Origin of the sequence: Streptacidiphilus sp. MAP12-20, assembly GCF_041262525.1 — a bacterium.
Classification (GTDB): domain Bacteria; phylum Actinomycetota; class Actinomycetes; order Streptomycetales; family Streptomycetaceae; genus Streptacidiphilus.
Genome location: NZ_JBGCCK010000001.1, coordinates 197,757 through 219,502, shown reverse-complemented (window position 1 = coordinate 219,502; position 21,746 = coordinate 197,757). Strand labels below are relative to the sequence as shown.

Below are 21,746 nucleotides of genomic sequence, written 5' to 3'. Positions count from 1 at the left end.
CCGGAACATCCCCTCGCAAGAGGCGACAGACAGCGCCCGCCTTGTCGTAGAGGCCCGGTTGTTGGCGGTGCAGCAAGGGTGTGCTAGAACACTCGCCTCAGATCGCGCGGAGTGCGCAGCGGCAGAAACGGGCAGGTCAGCATATGTCGGCGGTAGTGGCGGGGGTGGGCGCGGGCACGCTTGGCTCGGTCGGTTTGGGAATCAGCGCGTGGGCAGCCCACCGACGCCGAAGCGCTGAGGCCGATTTGAAGCGCGCCGACCATTTCGCCAGGCAGGTGGATCTATACCTGCCGCAAGAGCTGGTGGCCCAAGTCGCCTCCCGGCTGCGGCGGCGCGTGGTGCTCGGACTGACCCTGTCGGCTCTCGTCGCAGGGCCGTTCCTGGGCTATCTGGTCGGCACCTTCGTGGCCACCTTGGACGAACCGCTTGGCCGCTTCGATACCCGGGCGGTTCCCTTCCCGGGCTCTGCAAGCATCGCCATGGGCCTGGTCGTCGGGATCTTGGTCACCACCCTGGAGACCATCTGGGATCTGGCCCGTGCCCGCCGGAAAGCAGCCACGGCGGAGGGGCTTTGGACCCAACCGGCGGTGGCGGTACGGCTGCGGCACGCCGTGCCAATCTCGTTGATCTGGGCCGCCCGGGTACTGACCGTGTTCCCCGCCCTGGTGGCCGCTGCGGCCTGCGCCGCGCAGGGCCGGACAAGCCTGGCGCTTGGCTTCGTTGCCCTGGCGCTGCTGAGCTGCTTGGTCGCGTGGTCGGCGGAGCGCCTACAGCTGTGGATGCTGAACACCGAACGACTAGCGGGCAGGGGCGGTCTGCTGCCGCAGCAGGCCGCCTTCGACGACGCCTTCCGCATAATGGCGGCGCTGCCGCTTCTCGTGCTGGCTCCCTGCGTCTGCGCAGTCGCCGGAACCTTCTACATCCACCTGGCAGGCCGGGGGATCTGGTACCAGGGCCTGATGCTCGCCTGGGGCCTGACCATGATCCCGATAATGGTGCTGAACGGATTGCTCAGCACCGCCAGGGCGAAGCGGTACCACCGCAGGGACATCCGCAAGCCTGCGCCAGGGCCCGCCGCCAGCTGATCCAGTACGTACAGAACACGGTGGACACCTACATCGCCAGCACCGGCCCCACCCTGGAGAGCCGACCGACATCACGCTTTCAAGTTCAGTACCGAGGGACGATGCTCGGTGGCGGGCAAGGTTTTACGCACCTTGCCGCGTCGGGTCCCGCGCCGGGCACATCCGGGAGGCCACTCGGACACATTGCGGTCAGGCCAGAAGCCCGCCCGAGTTGCGCGCGAGCTTACGGCCTCCCGGACATGCCCGGCCCCAGACCCGTCAAGGACACCGCCCAAAACCTTGCCCGCTTGCCCCGTGGTGCGGGCAGTACCGGCACTGAGCATGATCACGCCATTTATTGACGAAGCCCCTGCTCAGGACCAGTCCTGCCCGCTATAATTGTGCATAGAGGAAGTGCCTGCCCTGGACAGTGCAACTACAGCAAGGCCGTCCAGAACACCTTCGTGCCCTTGCCGTTCGGCCCGCCCTCGAACCACGCGTCGCCGCCCAGGGCCGCTGCCCGCTCCGCGAGGTTGCGAAGCCCGCTGCGGCGTCCACCCTGCGGGATGCCCACGCCGTCGTCCGTGACCGCAAGGAGTACCGCTGGGCGGCCCGCCGCCCTGAGCGCGTCGGCGAGCTGTTCGGGGGTGTCACCCTCCTGGGCCCGGGGACCGTCCGTGAGATGGCCCTCGGAGTCGATGTGGACGGTGCTGTCGACGCAGACGTCCACCTTCGACGCACGCGCGTGACGCGCCGCGTTCGACAGCATCTCGCGGAGCGCTGCCACCAACTGACGGCCCGTCGCCTCGCCGATCATGGTGTCGACCGGTCCGACGAAGGAGATCGAGGGCTTGAAGCCCAGCGGCCCCGCCGCCTGCGCACCCTCGCGCAGCACCCTGCTGCGCAGGTCCTCGCCGCCCTCGGGGGTGTCGTCGTGCTGGAGGGCGTAGATGGTCGTGCGCACCTCCTGGATCGTGGCGTCGAGTTCGTCCACCGCCTTGCCGAGCCGGCTCTGCACCTCAGGGACCTTGGCCAGCCGAGCCGCGCTCTCCAGCATCATCCCGGTGGCGAAGAGCCGCTGGATGACCAGGTCGTGCAGGTCCCGCGCGATCCGGTCGCGGTCCTGGTAGACGGCGAGCCGCTGCTGGTCCTGCTGGCCCTCGGCCAGCCGCAGCGCGAGCGCGGCCTGGACCGCGAAGCCCTCGGCGAGGATCCGCTCGTCGTCCGTGAACGGCGGCAGGTCCCGGCGGCGCCAGACGCTGACCGCGCCGAGCACCCGGCCCGCGCTCTGCAGCGGCAACGCCATGCTCGGGCCGAAGGCCTGCCGAATGCTGGAGCGCATGTCGGAGTCGTTGCGCATGTCGTCGACGATGACGCTGTTGCCCGCCAACAGCTGCGCCGTCCGCTCGCTGGGCGGGACCAGCTCGCCGGTGACGAAGTCCGCGCCCTCGCCCGAGGCGTGCGAGACGCGCAGCCCGCCGTCCCCGGTCGGCAGCAGGATCATGCCAAGGGCCGCGCCCGCGAGGTCGCGCAGGAGCTCCGCGGTCGTGGTGAGCGCGGCCTGGGCGTCGTCGGCGGTGAGCATCACCGTCGTGACCTCCTTGGACGCCGCGATCCACCGCTCCCGGCGCAGGCCCTCCTCGTAGAGGCGGGCGTTCTCGATGGCGACCCCGGCCGCCGCCGCGAGCGCCTCCACGACCTGCTGGTCGGCGGCTGAGAAGTGTCGGCCGTGGTGTTTCTCGGCGAGGTAGAGCGTGCCGAAGAAGTCCTTGCGCACCCGGATCGGGACGCTCAGGAAGGTGTGCATCGGCGGGTGACCGTGCGGGAAGCCGACGGCGCTGGGGTGCTGGGTCAGATCCTCCAGGCGCAGCGGCTCGGGGTGGTCGGTGACGAAGCCGAGCAGGCCCAGCCCGGCGGGTGGCCCGCCGATCTCCAGCTCCTGCGCGGCGGTGATACCGACCTGGATGAAGTCGGAGAGCCCGTGTGTGTGCGGGGCCAGCACGCCGACGGCCGCGTACTCGGCGTCGACCAGGTCGGCCGCGGCGTTGGCGATGCGCTGCAGCGTCGCGTGCAGGTCGAGTCCGGAGCTGACCGCGACGACGGCCTCCAGCAGCTCCCGCATCCGGTCGTTGACGGCCGCGACGGCATGCAGACGCTCCGAGACCTCGGAGACCAGCGCGTCGACTTCGAGCGAGCCGAGGTCGGGGATGAAGTGCGCGTCGCTCTGTTCCATGACCGAGAGCGTAGTTTGTCAGGATTTGCCGCGACAGCGGACGCGCTCGGGTCAGACCTCGACGAGCAACTCGCCGTCCCGTTCGTGCCGCCACAGGGCGCGCAGCGGGCCGTCCGTCGCGATGAGCTCGGCCCAGGTGCCACGCTGGACGACGCGACCGGCGTCGAGGACGACGATCTCGTCCACGCTCTCCAGCCCGGTCAGCCGATGGGTGATCAGCAGCGTCGCCCGGCCCTCGGTGGCGGCCAGCAGATCGGCGGTCAGCGCGTCCGCCGTCGGCAGGTCCAGGTGCTCGGCGGGCTCGTCGAGGACCAGGACCGGGAAGTCCGCCAGCAGCGCGCGGGCCAGCGCGAGGCGCTGACGCTGGCCCCCGGAGAGGCGGGCGCCGTGCTCGCCGACCATGGTGTCGAGGCCGTCGGGCAGGTCGTCGACGAAGTCGGCCAGGCGGGCGGCGGCGAGCGCGTCGCGGAGTTCGGCGTCGGTCGCCTCCGGGCGGGCCAGGCGCAGGTTCTCGCGGAGCGAGCTGTCGAAGACGTGCGCGTCCTGCGCGCACAGCCCGACCGCGCGGCGGACGTCCTCGCCGGCGAGCGTCGTGGTGTCCGTCCCGCCGAGGGTGACGCTGCCCGAAACCGGGTCGAGGAACCGGAGCAGCACGTTGGCCAGCGTCGTCTTGCCGGAACCGCTCGGGCCGACGACCGCGACGCGGCGACCGGCGCTGAGCTCCAGGTCCACGCCCGCGAGTGCGGGCGCGGTGCGGCCGGGCCACTGCGCCGTCAGACCGCGGACGCGCAGCGGCAGCGGGTCGACGGGCGCGCCGGCGGGGTGCTCGGGCTCGCGCACGGGCTCCGGTGCCTCGACCAGTTCGGCGAGGCGCGCGGCCGAACGCTCGCTGCGGTGGCGGGTCTGGACCGCCGCGGTCAGGCCGGTCACGCCCTCGAAGGCGGCCAGCGGCGTCAGCAGCAGGACGGCGAGGTAGACGCCGTGCAGATGGCCGGCGGTGACTGCGGCGATCCCGACAGCGCCGCAGGCCACGGCGGTGAGGCCGGTCAGCGCGGTGGTGAGCCCGGTGCCGAGGCCCAGTCCGGCGGCGGAACGGCGCTGCAGGGCGGTCAGTTCGGCGTCGGTCGCCTGCAGCGCGCGGAGGCGCGCGGGGAGAGCGCCGCTGACGGTCAGTTCGGCCGCGCCGTCGAGCAGGGCGACGACCTCGCCGCTGAGCCGCCCACGCGCAGCGGCCTGCGCGCGCTCGGCGCGCAACGAGAGCTGGAGCGCGAGCAGCGGCACGACGACACCGGCGAGCAGCAGGCCGACCGCGAGGGCGACCCCGGCGAGGGGCAGCAGCAGGCCGACGACGCCTGCGGTGAGGACAGCGGCGAGGGCGGTCGCGGCGAGCGGGAGGCGGTAGCGGAGATAGTAGTCCTGCATCGCGTCCACGTCGGCGACCATGCGCGAGAGCAGGTCACCACGGCGGAAGGTTGCCCCGAGACCGGCAGGCGCGAGGCGCTCGAGCCGGGCGTAGACGGTGGTCCGCAGGGCGCCGAGGCTGCGGAAGACGGCGTCGTGGCTGACCAGCCGCTCGGCGTAGCGCAGCACGGATCGGCCGATGCCGAAGGCGCGGACGGCGGTGACGGCCATCATCAGGTAGAGGACGGGCGGCTGCTGGGAGGCGCGGGAGATGAGCCAGCCGGAGGTTCCCATGAGAGCCGTCGCGCTGACGAGTGCGAGGGCTCCGAGGGCAACGGCGGGCGCGAGGCGGGGCTTGGGCCAGGAGCTCCAGTGACGTTCAGGCGACAGTGCAACGTCAGGTTGGGGGAATTGTGCGGGCACCTGGGGAGCTGGGCGCGCAGTTCCCCGCGCCCCTGAGGAGAGTGCAACTTCCGTCGTTGCAGGAATGAACGCAAGCTCGACTCGCCGATCTGCCAGAGCGAGCAGCGCTGGGCGGTGAGCCGTGAGGATCACCGTGCGGCCTACAGCGAGTTCCCGGATCGCCGCGACCACCGCCGCTTCGTTCTCGTTGTCGAGGCCGGCTGTCGGTTCGTCCAGCAGGACGAGTTCGCGGTCGGCGAGGAAGGCGCGGGCGAGGGCGAGGCGTTGGCGTTGGCCGGCGGAGAGGCCCGCGCCGGATTCGCCGAGGGGGGTGAGCGTGCCGAGGGGGAGGGCGGAGACGAAGTCCCAGGCCTGGGCGGCCGTCAGCGCGGCGCGGACCTCCGCGTCCGACGCGTCACGCCGGGAGAGGCGGACGTTGTCGGCCACCGTGCCGGCGAAGAGGTAGGGCTGCTGCGGGACCCAGGCGATGCGCTCGTGGGAGGGCGCCGCGACCTGCCCGTCGAAGGGCACGAAGCCCAGCAGCGCGGCCAGCAGCGTCGACTTGCCCGCGCCCGAGGGGCCGGTGATCGCGACGATCTCCCCCGCCTCGACGCGCAGCGAGACGCCGTCCAGCGCGGGGCGTTCGCGGCCCGGGTAGTGCACGCTGAGATCGCGGAGCTCCACCGCCTGCGAGGGCGTGACGGCCGACGTCGGAGCGGGGGCCTCCAGCACCTCGAAGATCTGCTCCGCCGCCGCCAGGCCCTCCACGCTCGCGTGGTAGTGGGTGCCGACCTGACGGATCGGCAGGTACGCCTCCGGCGCGAGGACCAGGACGACGAGTCCCGTATAGAGGTCGATCCCGCCGTTCACCAGCCGCATGCCGATCGTCACCGCGACCAGCGCGACCGAGAGCGTCGAGAGCAGCTCCAGCGCGAAGGAGGAGACGAAGGCCACCCGCAGCGTCCGCAGCGTCGCGCGGCGGTACTGGTCGGTGATCTTCCGGATCGACTCCGCCTGCGCCTTCGCGCGGCCGAAGACCTTCAGCGTCGGCAGCCCTGCGACGACGTCGAGGAAGTGGTGCGACAGCCGTCCCAGCGTGCGCCACTGACGGTCCATCCGGCTCTGGGTGGCGAGGCCGATCAGGATCATGAAGATCGGGATCAGCGGCAGCGTCGCGACGATGATCGCCGCCGAGACCCAGTCGGCGAAGACGATCCGCGCCAGCACCGCGACCGGCACGACCACCGACAGCGCCAGCTGCGGCACGTAACGGGCGAAGTACTCGTCCAGCGCGTCGACGCCACGCGTCGCCAGGGTGACCAGCTCGCCGCTGCGCTGCTCCGAGAGCCAGCCGGGGCCGAGCTCCGCCGCCCTCGCCAGCAGTCGTTCGCGCAGCTGGGACTTGACCTTCGCGGAGGCCCGGTGCGCCACCGCCTCCGTCGCCCAGGCGACGCCGCCGCGCGCGAGCGAGACCGCCGCGAGCGCGGCCAGCGGGGCGGCCAACCGGCCGAGCCCCTGGCCGTGCTGGAAGCAGCCCACGACGATCTGCGCGACGAGCATCGCCTGCGCGATGACCAGCCCCGCGCCGAGCGCGCCCAGCGCGACCGAGGCCAGCAGGAATATCCGGGTCGCTCTGGCGTACCGCAGCAGACGCGGGTCGACGGGCTTCATGGCGGGGCTGCTCCTTCGCGAGCGTCTGGCGCGGGCGACTGGCTCAGGCAGGCATGTTCTGCACGCCGATACGGCGGCGGAACACCCAGTACGTCCAGCCCTGGTAGACCAGCACGACCGGTGTCATGATGCCGGCGACCCAGGTCATGATCTTCAGCGTGTACGGCGAGGCCGAAGCGTTGCTGACCGTCAGCGACCAGGCCGGGTTCAGCGAGGACGGCATGACGTTCGGGAAGAGCGACAGGAAGAGCATCGCCACGGCTGCGACGATGGTCACCCCGGACAGGATGAACGCCCAGCCCTCCCGGCCCAGCTGGTTCATCGCGATCGCCCCGACGAGTGCGAGCGCGGCCACCACCATCGCGGCAAAGCTCCAGTTGTCGCCGTTGTTCACCTGCGTCCAGATCAGGAAGGCCAGCGCCAGCAGTGCGGTGACCGCGCCGATCCGGAGCGCGAGGGTGCGCGCCCGCTCGCGGATGTCGCCCACCGTCTTGAGCGCGGTGAAGACCGCTCCGTGGAAGGTGAACAGGAAGAGCGTGACCAGGCCGCCGAGGATCGAGTAGACGTTCAGCAGATCGAGGAAGTTGCCCACGTACTCCATGTGGGAGTCGATCTTCGTGCCGTGGACGATGTTGCCGAAGGCCACGCCCCACAGGAACGCCGGCAGCAGCGAGGACCAGAAGATCGTGTGGTCCCAGTTCCGCTTCCAGACCGCGTCGTCGCGCTTGCCCCGGTACTCGAAGGCGACGCCGCGCACGATCAGGCAGACCAGGATCAGCAGCAGCGCCAGGTAGAAGCCGCTGAACAGCGTCGCGTACCAGTTGGGGAACGCGGCGAAGGTCGCGCCGCCGGCGGTCAGCAGCCAGACCTCGTTGCCGTCCCAGACCGGGCCGATGGTGTTGATCAGGACCCGGCGTTCCCGCTCGTCCCTGGCCAGCGCCTTGGTGAGGATACCGACCCCGAAGTCGAAGCCCTCGAGGAAGAAGTAGCCGATCCAGAGGACCGCGATGAGCACGAACCAGACGTCGTGGAGTTGCATCTGTGGGTCTCCAGTCAGCAATCAGTACGCGAAGGCGAAGGGCTTGTCGGCGTCCTCGGACCCGGCCGGGGGACCGCCGATGGTCGGGTCCTCGCGCGGTGGCTGCTCGTCGGTCGGACCGGCCTTGGCGTACTTGACCATCAGCTTGACCTCGATGACCGCGAGGAGCCCGTAGAGCAGCGTGAAGACGATGAGCGAGGTCCACTGCTCACCGAGCGAGACGCCGGGGGAGACCGCGTCGGCGGTGGTCATCAGGCCGTAGACGGCCCAGGGCTGACGGCCCATCTCGGTGAAGATCCAGCCCCAGGAGCAGGCGATCACCGGGAAGAGCATGGTCCAGATGGCGGCCCGCCACATCCACTTGTTCAGGAAGGGGCCGAGCTCCTTGTCCTTCGTCAGCATGAACAGCGGCACCTCGTCACCGGCCCGCCGGTACTCCGGGGCCAGCCAGAACCTGCGCCGGGTCAGCCAGAGGCCGACCATGCCGATCACGAAGGAGGTCATCCCGAAGCCGATCATCCACCGGAAGGCCCAGAAGGTGGTGGGGATGTTGGGCTTGTAGTCGGCCGCCTTGCTGCCGTACTTGCCCTTCTCGGCGTCGTTGGTGTTGTTGATGCCGGGCACCGCCGACGTGAAGTCACCCTTGGCCAGGAAGGAGAGCAGGCCGGGGATGGTGATCTCGACGGTGTTGTGGCCCTTGGAGACGTCGCCGTAGGCGAAGATCGAGAACGGGGCGGGCGCCTGGGTGTCCCAGAGCGCCTCGGCCGCCGCCATCTTCATCGGCTGCTGCTCGAACATGACCTTGCCCAGCGCGTCGCCACTCACGGCGGTGCCGAGGCCGGCGATCAGACAGGTGATCAGGCCGAGCCGCAGCGAGGTGCTCATGGCCGCGACCTTGACCGGGTCCTGGTCCGCCTTGGCCATCCTGGACGCCTTGCGCAGCTGGTAGGCGGCGATGCCGATCATGAACGCGCCGCCGGTGAGGAACGCGGCGGTCAGCGTGTGGAAGACGACGACCAGGGTGGTGTTCTGGAAGAGCACCTTGGGGAAGTCGGTCAGCTGGGCGCGCCCGTTCGCGATCTCGTAGCCGACCGGGTGCTGCATCCAGGAGTTGGCGGCCAGGATGAAGTAGGCGGAGAGGCTGGTGCCGATGGCGACCATCCAGATCGCCGCGAGGTGCAGCTTCTTGGGCAACCGGTCCCAGCCGAAGATCCACAGTCCGATGAAGGTGGACTCGAAGAAGAACGCGATCAGCGCCTCGAAGGCCAGCGGGGCCCCGAAGATGTCACCGACGAAGCGGGAGTAGTTCGACCAGCTCATGCCGAACTGGAACTCCTGCACGATGCCGGTGACGACGCCCATCGCCATGTTGATCAGGAAGAGCTTGCCCCAGAACTTGGTGGCCTTGAAGTACTTCTCCCTGCCGGTCCGGACCCAAGCCGTCTGCAGGCCGGCGGTGAGCGCGGAGAGGGCGATGGTCAGCGGCACGAAGAGGAAGTGGTAGACGGTGGTGATACCGAACTGCCATCGCGCCATCGTCTCGTGCGCGAGCGCGAGATCCATGCGGAGTCCCTTCTGGTCGGCTGGCCATCATGTCCATGTATGCACTTTTCATCCCATAGGTGTGGGATGAGCTGCATCAACACGAAATGCTGGTGCGCTTGTGAAAGTGAACACGATCACAAGCTATTATCACCATGTCCTTCCGCGAGCCTGACAGGGGGGTGGGGTAAACCGTCAGCGCCGGTCAGGACAGTGGGTCGTGGCCGAACCAGCCAGGGTGGCGATTGCCGCGCGCGAGCACCTCAGCCTGTGCGGGGCCTAGGCGGAGGGGAGCCGCACCCGGAAGGTGGCACCCGCGCCCGGGACGGTCTCCAGCTCCACCCGCCCGCCGTGAGCCGCCGTCAGCGCCGCGGCGATGGCCAGACCGAGACCCGCTCCCCCACCGTCCTGACGGCTGCGCGAGGCGTCCACCCGGTAGAAGCGTTCGAACACCCGCGCCGCCTGCTCCTCCGTCAGGCCGGGTCCCTGGTCCGCCACCTCCAGCACGCCCTCGCCGTCCAGCGTGCCGACGCCGATGCGGACCGGTGTCCCCGCCGGGGTGTGCTTGACGGCGTTGCCGACCAGATTGGTGACGACCTGCCGCAGCCGGGCCTCGTCACCCAGTACCAGCGCGGCCCCCGGTGTCGGCGCACCGGCCGGGCCGGTCAGCTGCACCGGACGCGAGGGGTCCAGCGCGGTGGTGTCGTGCAGCGCGTCGGCGGCCAGCGTGCGCAGGTCCATGGGCGCGAGCTGGAGTGGACGCTGCTCGTCGAGACGGGCGAGCGTGAGCAGGTCCTCGACCAGGCCGCTCATCCGGACCGCCTCGCTCTCGATCCGGCTCATGGTGCGCTTGACGTCGGCCTCGGTGCCGAGTGCGCCCATCCGGTAGAGCTCGGCGAAGCCGCGGATACCGGCCAGCGGGGTGCGCAGCTCATGACTCGCGTCGGCCACGAAACGGCGCATCCGGTCCTCGGAGCGGGTACGCGCGGCGAAGGCGGACTCGATCTGCGCCAGCATCGAGTTGAGCGAGCGGGCCAGCCGGCCCACCTCGGTCCGCTGGTCCGCGTCGGCGTCAGGGACGCGGTGCGAGAGCGGATGCCCGGAAGCGATCTGCTGCGCGGTCTCCTCGATCCGCCGCAGCGGCTTCAGCCCCGCCCGGACCGCGAAGAAGCCTGCGGCGGTGAGCAGCACCAGCACGACCGCGCCGATCACCAGGAATCCGTTGTTCAGCTTCGCCAGCATCGCGTCGGTGTCGTCGAGCGAGACCGCCACCACGACGCCGGCACCGGGGCGCGTGTCCAGCGGCAGGATGAGCACCCGCCAGCTGCCGCCGCCGTGATCGGCGGCCACGGTGAACGGCTTCCCCATCCGCGCGGCGAGACCCGCCGCGTCGAGGGACGGCAGAGCCGGCCGCGGATCGCCCGCCTCGACCGGCTGAACCAGCATGCTGCCGTACCCGCCGTCCGCGCCGACCTGGGTGACCACGTACTGGCTGGGCAGGTACGCATGACGCCCGGCGCTGGGAACGGGGTGGTGCTTCGGATCATCCAGCTGCCGCGCCGCCTGCCCGCCGAAGCGCTGCAACTGGCTGTCGACCCGCTGCACGAGCTGACTGCGCACGTCACCGAGCACGAGCGTGTCGCTGACCGTCAGCCCGAGCGCGACCAGCGCGACGGACAGCGCGAGCAGCCGCACGCGCAGGGAGAACCGTCCCGTCACGCGCACGTGCACGGACCGACGGAGGCGGCTAGGCAGTCGGGCGGCGAAGGACATAGCCGATGCCGCGCACGGTGTGGATGAGCTTGGGCGCGCCCTCCGCGCCCGAGTCCATCTTGCGGCGCAGATAGGAGATGTAGGACTCGACGATGCTGAGGTCGCCGCCGAAGTCGTAGGCCCAGACGTGGTCGAGGATCTGCATCTTGGAGACGACCCGGCCGGTGTTGGTCATCAGGTATTCGAGCAGCTTGAACTCGGTCGGCGAGAGGGAGACCTGGCGCCCGGTCCGGGTGACCTGGTGGCCGATCGGGTCCAGCTCCAGATCCGCGACGACCAGCCGCCCGTCCTCGGCGGGCCCACCGGTCCGCCGCAGGATCGCCCGGATTCGGGCGATCAGCTCCTCCAGGCTGAACGGCTTGGTGACGTAGTCGTCGCCGCCCGCGGTCAGGCCGTTGATCTTGTCGTCGACCCCGTCCTTGGCGGTGAGGAAGATGACCGGGATCTTGTCCCGCTCGCTGTCGTCCCGCAGCCGTCGCACGAGCGAGAAGCCGTCCGCGTCGGGCAGCATCACGTCGAGCACGACGAGATCCGGCCGCGACCGCGCGACCGCCGCGACCGCCTCCGCGCCGGTCGCGGCGGACGCGACGCGAAAGCCCGCGAAACGGAGCGAGGCGGAGAGCAGCTCCCGAATGTTCGGCTCGTCGTCGACGACGAGCAGGCTGGCTTCGGCGGTGTCCATGGGCGCGCCCCCGGGGAGTTTCGATTCTTGCTGCGGGCAGGCTAGCCGCTGCAGATGAGGACTGTATGAGGAACCTCAGGGGTGCGAGGAACTGCGCGAGAAACCACCCTGTGCGGATGGCCCTGCGCCTTGAGGACCATCCGCACAGGGTGGCTTGTCGCGCACGCAGTTGATCAAGCGGAGCCCCGCGCCCCTGAGGGTGCAACTCACCCTCCGAGCTGCGTGACCGTGGTGGCCGCTACATCTCCGGAGGAAGTCGTCGTGCCGCGAATGGTCACCGTCGAGCCCGGCTTCAGGTCGCTGACCTTGCCCGACTTCGAGATGCCCACCTTGGTCGAACCACCCGTGGTGACCTTCACGACATTGCCCGAGGTGTCCGTCACATAGATCGTGCTGCCGTCTACGAGCTTGACGGTCCCGACCGTCGCCCCCGCACCACCCGCACCTGCCGTACCGCCGAAGCCACCCCGTGCGCCCGCTGTGAACGCACGGCCCGTCGAACCGCTCGACGTCGCCGGGGTCTGGCCCTTCTCCACCAGCACCCCGCCGATGAAGCCCAGCCCGGCCACCACCGCACCGGCCAGCACCAGCGTCAGCCACGGCAGCTTCCGCCTCGGCGGAGCCGCCAGCTCCGCGCTGATGTCCAGCGCGTCCGGCGGTTCGGCCAGGATGGACTCCGGCGACTCCACGACATCCACGCTCATGGTCTCCCTCTGCCTCTCACTCATGGCGCAGCGCCTCGATCGGGCGCAGGCTCGCCGCCCGGCTCGCCGGGTAGCTGCCGAAGAACAGGCCGATGGCCACCGCGATCGCGAACGCCCCCCACACCGACTGCGGGATCACCACAGGCTTGATCCCGACGATCGTGAAGTGCGCTCCCACCAGCGCGGTCACCACCCCGAGCCCCGCACCGACCAGCGACAACAGCGTCGACTCGGCGAGGAACTGGCTCAGGATGACGCCCTTCGGCGCACCGATCGCCTTGCGGATGCCGATCTCACGGGTCCGCTCGGTGACGGTCACCAGCATGATGTTGGTGATGCCGATGCCGCCCACCAGCAGCGAGATCGCCGCCACCGCACCCAGCAGCACGGTGAACGTCTGCGTCGTGGAGCTGCGGGTGCTCAGCAGCGTGGTCTGGCTGTTGATCCGGAAGTCCACCGCCGAGGCGTTGGTGATCCCGTGCCGGCCCATCAGTACGGTGGTGATCTCGTTCTGCGCCTGCGTGGTGGTGTCGGCGGAGGTCGCCTCGGCCAGGATCTGGCTGAGCGAACCGAAGCCGGTGAAGGCGTTCTGCACCGTCGGCAGCGGCGCGATGATCACGTCGTCCGGGTCCTGGAAGCCGGTGCCGCCCTTGGTCGCCAACTCGCCGACGACGGTGAACGGGGTGCCGCCCAGGATGATCTGCTTGCCGATCGGGTCGGCGGTGCCGAACAGGTCGGTCGCCGTCGTCGAGCCGATGACCACGACCTTGCGCGAGGCCAGCACGTCGTCGTTGCTGAAGTAGTCGCCCTTGACGACCTTGCTGTTCGAGGCCTCGAAGTAGGCGGGGTACGTGCCGATCACCGAGCTGACCGTGTGCGAGGTGCCCTGGTAGAGCGCGGTCTGCGAGGTCTCCACCTCGGGGGCCACGCCCTTCACGTCGGGCGCCTGGCTCGGATCGGCCAGCGCGCGGGCGTCGTCGATGGTGAGCGGCTTGGTGCTGGTCGCCGTCGACTGCGCGCCGAAGCCGGCGCCGGAGCTGACGGTGAGCGCGTTGGTGCCGAGCGCGTCGATGGAGTTCTTGACCGCCTGCGAGGAGCCGTTGCCGACCGCGAGCAGCAGGATGACGGCGGCGACGCCGATCAGGATGCCGAGCATGGTCAGCCCGGAGCGGACCTTGTTGGCGGCCAGGCCCAACGCGGCGAAGCGCAGCGTCTCGAAGGGGTTCACCGGGCTGCCTCCATCGCCGCCGCGACCAGTGCGGGCGGCGGCCCGTCGACCAGCGCCTGCCGCTCGTCGCTGACGATCAGGCCGTCGACCAGGCGGATCACCCGCTTCGCGTGACGCGCGACCTCGTCCTCGTGCGTGATCAGCACCACCGTGCGACCGGAGTCGTTGAGCCGGTCCACGATGCCGAGGACCTCCTTGGTGCTGTGACTGTCGAGGTTGCCGGTCGGCTCGTCAGCGAGCAGCATCGCGGGCGCGGTGACCAGCGCACGGGCCACCGCCACACGTTGCTGCTGTCCGCCGGAGAGCTCGTTGGGCTTGTGATCGGCGCGGTCGGCCAGGCCGACCATGGTCAGCGCCGCCATCGCGCGGCGGCGCCGCTCGGCGGCCTTGACGCCCGCGTAGGCGAGCGGCAGCTCGACCTGGGCGATCGCGGTGGTCCGCGGGACCAGGTTGAAGGACTGGAAGATGAAGCCGATCTTGCGGTTACGCACGAGTGACAACTGCCGTTCGTCCAGCCCGCCCACGTCGATGCCGTCGAGCAGGTAGCGGCCGGTCGTCGGCACGTCGAGGCAGCCGAGGATGTTCATCAGCGTCGACTTGCCGGAGCCCGAACTGCCCATGATGGCCACGAAGTCGCCCTGCTGAACCGTCAGATCGACACCCGCCAGGGCGTGGACGACGGCGCCCCCCATGCCGTAGGTCTTCACCAGCCGCCGGGCGGCGATGACGGGAGCGGGGCTCATCCCTTGCCACCCCCGCCGGTGCCACGGCCACCGCCACCGCCGCCACCACCGAAGCCACGAGCGCCGCCCCCGCCACCACCGAGGCCTCCGGGGAAGCCGGTGCTCGGGAAGCCGTTGCTGCCGCTGGTGGACACGACGGTGATCTGGACCTTCTGGCCCTCGGTGAGGCCGGAGAGGATCTGGTCGCTCGTGTCGCCCTGGACGCCGAGGGTGACCGGGGTCCGTTGGGTGGTCCCGTCGGCCTGGACCAGTTGGACGCTGGCGTTGGCGCCGGTCCCGTTGATCGCGGAGGTGGGGAGGTAGAGCGCGCCGGAGGCTTCGCCGGTGACGACCTGGACGCTGGCGCTCAGTCCGGTGCGCAGGTTGGACGTGCTTCCGGTGATCGACAGCAGCGCGGCGTACTGGACGGCGCTGGCCGAGCTGCTGCTGCCGGAGCTGCTGACGGGCAGCGAACTGATGGACAGCAGCTTCGCGTTGAGCACCTGGCTGGTGTCGGCGTTCAGCGTGACGGTCGCGCCCTGCCCGGACTTGAGCTTGAGGGCATCGCTTTCGGAGAAGTCGGCGGTGACCTCCATCCCCGAGGGATTGGTGATCACGACGAAGCCGGAGAGGCTGCTGGAGCTGGACGAGCTACTGCTGCTTGAACTGCTGCCGCTGCCCGACCCGCCGGAGCTGCTGCTGCCGGAGACGGACTGGCCGACCTTGCCGCTGACGGAGGCGATCGTGCCGGAGACCGGGGCCTTGAGCACGGTGCCGTCGACCGAGCGCTGCGCGGCGGCCACGGCGTTCTGGGCCGAGGTGACCTGCTGCTCGGCGCTGGCGAGCTGCGCCTGGTTGACGGTGGGAGTGGGGCTCGGGGTGGGCGTGGGGGTGGGCGTGGGCGTCGCGGACTGGCCGCGACCGCCGCCGCTGCTGCTGCCGCCCGATCCGCCGGAGCCACCGGAGCCGCCGGAGCCGCTGTTGTTGGTGTTGGTGGTCGCGGGGAGCTGACCGGCCTCGACCTGGGTCAGATTGGTCTGGGCGGAGGTCAGCTGGGCCTGGGCGTTGGCCAACGTCTCGTTCGCCGTGGTCGCGTCGACCTTGGCCAGCACCTGTCCAGCGGTCACCTTCTGACCGGCCGTCACATCGACCTCGGTCAACGTGCCGCCGGTGGTGAAGTTCACCCCGGCGTCGGACGGTGAGGTCAGCGTGCCCGACCCGGAGACCGTCGCGAGGACCGTGCCGCGCGTGACCGTTGCGGTGCGCGTGGAGGACGGGCTGGCGGTGCTGGAGCCTTGGGCCACCGTTGCCCACGCCCCGCCGGCCGTGGCCAGCAGCGCCGTGACGAGCACGGAGTTCAGCAGGACGGACTTGCGCCGTCGTGGAAGCACCTTCATGCCGGACACCATGGCGGGGCGCGCCCAGCGGACTCTGCGAGAAACCTTGGAGTTCACTGGCAGGAGATACTAGACAAACTGGTGCACTTCCGCCTTTTGCCACCGATCTCGACGGCACCGGAGAGCCTTCCCGCCTTTCCGGACTCAGGAGTTTCCTAGGAAGCATCCAGGCGAAGGCTAAGCCGGTGCGGTTCCGTCATGGCCCATGAAGACACTCAGCCCTCGCACGGCCTGCGCAGCAGGTTTGCTCAGCCTCGGCGCGTTGCTGCTGTCCGGCTGCTCCTCCGCCGGGTCGACCACCGCCACCGCCGGCGGCCAGGCATCCGCCTCCGCAGGCGCCCAAGGTGCGGCGATGCAGGCCTACCGGCAGTGCCTCAGCCAGCACGGCGTGAACCTGCCCAGCGGGCGCCCCGGCGGCGGCTACGGCGGGGGCGGCGGAGCTGGAGGCGGCTACGGCGGAGGTGGCGGGTTCGGCGGCGGAGCGTCTGCCGACCCCACGATGGCGGCGGCGATGCAGGCCTGCGCCTCCCTCCGTCCCCAGGGCGGCTTCGGCGGCGGCCGGGGCAATCTCAACTCCTCGGCGATGGCCGCGTTCACCAGCTGCATGAAGGACCACGGCGTCACGATCCCCAGCTCGGGCGGCCTCCGTGCGCTGAACACGGCGGACGCGAAGACGGCCGCGGCGTACACCATCTGCAAGCCACTGATCCCGGCTCGCTCCCCGGGCGCCTCACCAAGCGCGAGCCCGACCGCCTGACCGCCCGACCGCCCGACCGCCCGACCGCCTGACCAGCCCACCGCCTGACCGACCAGCTTCCCGGCCGGTCACCACCGGCTCGACCAAGATCGCCAAATGCTTCACGTGAAACATTTGGCGATCTTGGTTCTGCCACCGCCGCCGGTCCGCCTACAGCGACTTGCGGAAGACCGCCGCCGTCTCCAGGAACAGGTCGTTCGCCTCGGTCTCGCCGATCGTGATGCGCGCGCCTTCGCCCGCGAACGGCCGGACCACCACGCCCGCCGCCTCGCACGCCGCAGCGAAGTCCAGCGTCCGGTCACCCAGCCGCAGCCAGACGAAGTTCGCCTGCGTCGTCGCCACCGTCCAGCCCTGGGCGACCAGCGCCGAGACGACCCGCTCCCGCTCGGCCACCAGCGACGCGACCCGCTCCAGCAGCGCGGCCTCCGACCGCAGCGACGTGACCGCCGCGTCCTGCGCCAGCTGGCTCACGCCGAACGGCACCGCCGTCTGCCGCAGCGCCTGGGCGACCGGCTCGTGCGCGATCGCAAAGCCGACCCGCAGGCCGGCCAGCCCGTACGCCTTCGAAAACGTGCGCAGCACGCAGACGTTCGGGCGGTCGCGGTAGACCTCGATCCCGTTCGGGACCTCCTCGTCCCGCACGAACTCGTTGTACGCCTCGTCGAGCACCACCAGCACGTCGGCGGGGACCGCGTCCAGGAAGCGTTCGAGCTCCTCGCGGTGCACGACCGTCCCGGTCGGGTTGTTCGGGTTGCAGACGAAGATCAGTCGGGTCCGCTCCGTCACCGCCGCCAGCATGGCGTCGAGGTCGTGCGTCTCGTCGGCCTTCAGCGGGACCCGCACCGACGTCGCGCCGCTGATCTGCGTGATGATCGGGTACGCCTCGAAGGACCGCCACGCGAAGATCACCTCGTCGCCCGGACCAGAGGTCGACTGCAGCAGCGACTGCGCGACGCCGACCGAACCCGTCCCCGTCGCGACGTGCGACTCCGGGACGCCGAAGCGCTGCGCGAGCTCCGCGATCAGTCCGGCGCAGGCCATGTCCGGGTAGCGGTTGAAGCTCTGCGCGGCCTCGACCGCGGCCTCCAGCACGCCGGGCAGCGGCGGGTAGGGGTTCTCGTTGGAGGAGAGCTTGAAGGCCGGGGCGCCGTCGGCGCCCTGCGCGGGCTTGCCCGGCTTGTAGGCGGGGATGCCCGCCAGGGCCTCGCGCAGTCGGGGGCCGGGAGTGGTTTCGCTGCTCACCGTGGTCGTCCTCCAGAGAATCGCGACGCGCGCCACGCCATCGTGACGGCCTCGCCGTAACCGGTCGAGATCACCATACGAGCCGATCGCCGGAACCTCACCCGTGCGAGTGACATGTGCCGGTCCGGCCGCGCGAAGAGTCGCTGGGCGACACCGTGAGTACATGACCAAAACACAGGTGAATGCGCCCGAATCGGTCGTTGGTGCAAGGAGAAAACGCATCAATGCTCATGGAGAAACGTATCTCCAGCCAAGCCGGACAGACCATCCCCTCACGACAGTTCCTCGCCATACGATCGGCCAGACATGACAGCAGCAGCGAATCATCACGGCCGCCGGGCCACCACCCGCGCGCGTCGGCTGGAACGCGCGGGGATCAGGGACGTGGCGGCCGCCGCCGGGGTCTCCATCACCACGGTCTCCGACGCGCTCAACGGCAAGGGACGCCTGCCGGACGAGACCCGCACCAAGGTGCGCGAGGTCGCCGAACGGCTGGGCTATCGCCCCTCCGCCGCCGCGCGCACCCTGCGTACCGGCCGCTCGGGCCTGATCGGCCTGACGGTGACGACGTACGGGCAGGAGCCCTTCACCTTCACCGAGTTCGCCTACTTCGCCGAGATGGCACGGGCCGCCACCTCGGCCGCGCTCAACCGCGGCTACGCCCTGGTCGTCCTGCCGGCCTCGTCCCGGCACGACGTCTGGAGCAACGTCGCGCTCGACGGCACGGTGGTGATCGACCCGGCCGACCACGACCCGATGGTCGCCGACCTCTACCGCCAGGGCCTGCCCGTCGTCAGCGACGGCAAGCCGGGCAACTGTCCCGTCACCGCCTGGGTCGACAACGACCACCACGCCGCGGTCCTGGGCATCCTGGACCACCTCGCCCAGGCCGGCGCCCGCCGGATCGGCCTGCTCACCGGAACCAGCACCGACACCTACACGCGCCTCAGCACCGAGGCCTACCTCGGCTGGTGCCGCGGCGTCGGCCAGCAGCCGCTCTACGAGGCCTACCCGGCGCACGACCCCTGCGCCGGCGCCGTCGCCGCGGACCGCCTGCTCGCCCGCCCGGACCGGCCCGACGCCGTCTACGGCCTCTTCGACCCGAACGGCACCGACCTGCTCGCCGCCGCCCGCCGCTACGGCCTGCGCGTCCCCGAGGACCTGCTGCTGGTCTGCTGCAGCGAGAGCGACGTCTACGCGACCACCGAGCCACCGATCACCACGCTCTCACTCAAACCGCGCCGGATCGGCACCACCGTGGTCAACCTGCTGATCGACGCGATCGAGGGCGCGGCCCCGCCCACCCAGGACACCTCCGGACAGCTGATGCCCACCGAGCTGATCGTGCGCCGCTCCTCGCAGCGCCGCCCGGCACGCACGACGGTGGCCGCGCCACGCCCGCCCGGCGAGGAGTGACCCGCCACTCGAGCGCCGGGCCAACGACGGGGTGGGCCGCCTGACCTGCCCCCCTTTGTCACCGGATGATCCATCTCAGATCCCGACCGACGAACGTTTTCGACGGGCTGATCCCTCCCAGGTGCGTACGCCGGGAAGGACAGCTTTATACGATGGGCTTCATGACACCCGTGGACCGTCCCGCCTGGCCTGACCAGCCGGACCCAGGCCCGCACGCCACGCAGGCAGCGGACGGGTCCACGTCGTTCGACTTCTTCACCCCGCCCCCGGTCGCGACCGCCGCGCCGGTGGTGCCTGCCCCACCCGTCATGCCCGCCATCTCTGCCATGCCGGTCGCCGCGGTGGCGCCGCTCTCCACGCAGGCGATGGCGGCCGCCGCGCGGCTGGATCCGCCCACGCTCGAACTGGGTCCGCCGATTCCCGCCGAGCCCGACGCCTCGGCCGTCGAGCACGGTCCCGCCACCCTGGTCGACGGTGTGCAACCGCCGCCCGAGGGTCCGCTCTTCGTGATCGGCGACGTCCACGGCTATCTGCGGGAACTGGTCGACGGTCTGCACGCCCAGGGGCTCATCGACGCCGAAGGGCACTGGTGCGCCGGGCGCGCGCGGGTCTGGTTCCTCGGCGACTTCACCGACCGCGGCCCCGACGGCATCGGCGTGATCGACCTGGTGATGCGCCTCGCCGCCGAGGCCGCCGCGACCGGCGGCTACTGCCGGGCGCTGATGGGCAACCACGAACTGCTGCTGCTCGGCGCGGACCGCTACGGCGACGACCCCGTCCAGTCCAGCGCGGGCACCGCCTCCTTCCTGGCCGCCTGGCGGCTCAACGGCGGGCAGCCCACGGACATGGAGCGCCTGGAGGACCACCACGTCGCCTGGCTCTCCCGCCTTCCGGCCATGTCGGTCGAGGACGACCACCTGCTGGTCCACTCCGACACCACCGCCTACCTCGAGTACGGCGACTCGGTCGACGCGGTGAACGACGCGGTCCACGAGGTGCTGCAGCACGGCGACGCCGACGAGTGGTGGGACTGCTTCCGCCGAATGACCAAGCGCTTCGCCTTCCGCGGCGAGAGCGGCCCGCAGGCGGCCCGGGAGCTACTGGCGACCTTCGGCGGCCACCGGATCGTCCACGGCCACAGCCCGATCCCCTACCTGCTCGGCGACGCGGCCAGCGAGGAAGGCCGCTCCGGCGTCCAGGTCACCGGCCCGCACGTCTACGCGGAGGAGTTGGCGGTGGCGATGGACGGCGGCGTCACCATGGAAGGCGAGGGCCGCCTGCTGATCGCCAGGCTGCCGCTGAGTTGACGGAGCGGCAGGTTCTGGCTTGCCTTCGGCAATTGCCAGAAGCAACTCCTATCCCTCCCGTCGCGAAAATTCCGGAAACCGGCTGTCACTGTGTCAGCCTCCGCGCCTAGCATGGGTGTTAACAGCCCATAACGCCGAACCAACCCCCACCCGCGCGCCGAACCGGCCGATCCTTCCACGGGGGAGCAGAACGATGGACATCGCTCCGCACATGCTGGCCGAGGACAAGCCCGACTACGTGCGGATCCTGGACGAGGCCCTGCAGAGTCCGCACATCCGCGACGCCCTCCGGGCCAGCCGCGGCGCCACCACGGCGACCCAGCTGCACGACCGCGCCCTGCGCGAGCTGCCCGACATCAGCGCGGGCGCCGCGCCGGAGTACGCCTACTACCGCGGGCTCCGCGAGCAGCTCGCGCAGGTCGGCGCGGGCCCGGACACGGACCGCCTGGGCAGCACGGACCCGGCCCAGTGGGTCGAGCCTGACACCCCGCTGGAGGCGGCGGGCCGCGCCGGCCTGCCCGCGATGGCGGCGGTGCTGGTCCCCGTCCTGTCCTGGACGAGCGCGCTGGTCCTCTGGCTCACCGGCCTCGCCGTCCGCGCCGGCTCGCCGACGCTGGCACTGGGCCGCCAGCTGATCACCGCAGCCGGCGTGCTGGCCGTGGTCGGCGGCGGGGCGCTGGTCGCGGCGACGGTCGGCCTGCTCCTCACCGCGCGCCGGGACTCGGCGGCGGAGCCCGAACGCCCACAACCGGAGCTGGCGGCGGAGGTCGCCAAGGCTCGCGAGACCTGGCGGGCGGCGCTCCGCACGCGGGCGGTCCTGCCCTTCCTCGAACGCGAGCTCGCCACCCGCGCGGCGGCGGAGGCGAGCGAACACCGCAGCAAGGTCGACCTGGTCCGCCACCGCCCGAAGCTGGGCTTCACCAGCCCCGGCTTCACCAGTCCCGGCTGCGAGGGGATCACGGACGGCAGCGGCGAGGAGAAGCCGGAGAAGGAACGCGAGGACGAGGTCTACTTCTCCTCCCCGGGCTACAGCTCCCCGGACTTCACCTCCCCCGACTACGAAGGCCCGGCGCACCTGAGCCGCTTCCTCCCCAATGCGGACGACTGACAGTGTTGCAAACGCCCAGGGGCGCGAGGAACTGCGCGAGCAACCACCGACCGCGGAT

16 protein-coding genes are annotated in these 21,746 nt (G+C 70.8%); 5 read left to right on the top strand and 11 right to left on the bottom strand.

Annotated elements, in window-relative coordinates:
* Positions 1–143: 143 nt before the first annotated feature.
* A complete protein-coding gene (locus tag ABIA32_RS00980; protein ID WP_370091711.1) occupies positions 144–1,085 on the top strand; it encodes a hypothetical protein in 942 nt (313 codons plus the stop codon).
* 415 nt (positions 1,086–1,500) lie between these two features.
* Here the strand turns inward: ABIA32_RS00980 and ABIA32_RS00975 are convergent, their stop codons facing one another.
* The 10 genes from ABIA32_RS00975 to ABIA32_RS00930 form a co-directional block, all read right to left on the bottom strand.
* Positions 1,501–3,297 carry a GAF domain-containing protein gene (locus ABIA32_RS00975; RefSeq protein ID WP_370091710.1) on the bottom strand — a complete coding sequence of 599 codons (1,797 nt, stop codon included), beginning with the start codon at positions 3,295–3,297 and terminating at the stop codon, positions 1,501–1,503.
* Between the two features lie 51 nt (positions 3,298–3,348).
* Positions 3,349–6,771 carry a thiol reductant ABC exporter subunit CydD gene (gene cydD / locus ABIA32_RS00970; protein WP_370091709.1) on the bottom strand — a complete coding sequence of 1,141 codons (3,423 nt, stop codon included), beginning with the start codon at positions 6,769–6,771 and terminating at the stop codon, positions 3,349–3,351.
* A gap of 43 nt (positions 6,772–6,814) precedes the next feature.
* The gene (gene cydB, locus ABIA32_RS00965; RefSeq protein WP_370091708.1) at positions 6,815–7,810 is read right to left on the bottom strand and encodes a cytochrome d ubiquinol oxidase subunit II; all 996 of its coding nucleotides are present in this window, start codon (positions 7,808–7,810) and stop codon (positions 6,815–6,817) included.
* Positions 7,811–7,831: 21 nt separating this feature from the next.
* Positions 7,832–9,373, bottom strand: a complete 1,542-nt coding sequence (locus ABIA32_RS00960) for a cytochrome ubiquinol oxidase subunit I (RefSeq protein ID WP_370091707.1) — start codon at positions 9,371–9,373, stop codon at positions 7,832–7,834.
* 258 nt (positions 9,374–9,631) lie between these two features.
* Positions 9,632–11,083, bottom strand: a complete 1,452-nt coding sequence (locus ABIA32_RS00955) for a sensor histidine kinase (protein WP_370091706.1) — start codon at positions 11,081–11,083, stop codon at positions 9,632–9,634.
* A gap of 16 nt (positions 11,084–11,099) precedes the next feature.
* Entirely contained in the window at positions 11,100–11,807 is a 708-nt protein-coding gene (locus ABIA32_RS00950) for a response regulator (RefSeq protein WP_370091704.1), read from the bottom strand.
* Between the two features lie 206 nt (positions 11,808–12,013).
* A complete protein-coding gene (locus ABIA32_RS00945; protein WP_370091703.1) occupies positions 12,014–12,535 on the bottom strand; it encodes a hypothetical protein in 522 nt (173 codons plus the stop codon).
* Positions 12,528–13,739 carry an ABC transporter permease gene (locus ABIA32_RS00940; RefSeq protein ID WP_370091702.1) on the bottom strand — a complete coding sequence of 404 codons (1,212 nt, stop codon included), beginning with the start codon at positions 13,737–13,739 and terminating at the stop codon, positions 12,528–12,530. Before ABIA32_RS00940 ends, ABIA32_RS00945 begins: the two co-directional genes overlap by 8 nt.
* The gene (locus ABIA32_RS00935) at positions 13,736–14,482 is read right to left on the bottom strand and encodes an ABC transporter ATP-binding protein (protein WP_370091700.1); all 747 of its coding nucleotides are present in this window, start codon (positions 14,480–14,482) and stop codon (positions 13,736–13,738) included. Before ABIA32_RS00935 ends, ABIA32_RS00940 begins: the two co-directional genes overlap by 4 nt.
* Positions 14,479–15,858, bottom strand: coding sequence for an efflux RND transporter periplasmic adaptor subunit (locus tag ABIA32_RS00930; protein WP_370091699.1), 1,380 nt, complete (start codon positions 15,856–15,858; stop codon positions 14,479–14,481). The genes ABIA32_RS00935 and ABIA32_RS00930 overlap by 4 nt, the downstream gene beginning before the upstream one ends.
* Positions 15,859–16,063: 205 nt before the next feature.
* Here ABIA32_RS00930 and ABIA32_RS00925 point away from each other — a divergent pair, with 205 nt between their 5' ends.
* Positions 16,064–16,615: a hypothetical protein gene (locus tag ABIA32_RS00925; protein WP_370091697.1), complete on the top strand. Its 552-nt coding sequence runs from the start codon at positions 16,064–16,066 to the stop codon at positions 16,613–16,615.
* A 150-nt stretch (positions 16,616–16,765) separates the two neighbouring features.
* Here the strand turns inward: ABIA32_RS00925 and hisC are convergent, their stop codons facing one another.
* Positions 16,766–17,857 carry a histidinol-phosphate transaminase gene (gene hisC / locus ABIA32_RS00920; protein WP_370091696.1) on the bottom strand — a complete coding sequence of 364 codons (1,092 nt, stop codon included), beginning with the start codon at positions 17,855–17,857 and terminating at the stop codon, positions 16,766–16,768.
* Positions 17,858–18,163: 306 nt separating this feature from the next.
* Here hisC and ABIA32_RS00915 point away from each other — a divergent pair, with 306 nt between their 5' ends.
* The 3 genes from ABIA32_RS00915 to ABIA32_RS00905 all read left to right on the top strand — a co-directional run bounded on the left by ABIA32_RS00915 (position 18,164) and on the right by ABIA32_RS00905 (position 21,688).
* Positions 18,164–19,273, top strand: a complete 1,110-nt coding sequence (locus tag ABIA32_RS00915) for a LacI family DNA-binding transcriptional regulator (protein WP_370091694.1) — start codon at positions 18,164–18,166, stop codon at positions 19,271–19,273.
* Between the two features lie 161 nt (positions 19,274–19,434).
* Positions 19,435–20,580, top strand: a complete 1,146-nt coding sequence (locus ABIA32_RS00910) for a metallophosphoesterase (RefSeq protein ID WP_370091692.1) — start codon at positions 19,435–19,437, stop codon at positions 20,578–20,580.
* Positions 20,581–20,773: 193 nt separating this feature from the next.
* Positions 20,774–21,688 carry a hypothetical protein gene (locus ABIA32_RS00905; RefSeq protein ID WP_370091691.1) on the top strand — a complete coding sequence of 305 codons (915 nt, stop codon included), beginning with the start codon at positions 20,774–20,776 and terminating at the stop codon, positions 21,686–21,688.
* The last annotated feature ends 58 nt before the right edge of the window (positions 21,689–21,746 follow it).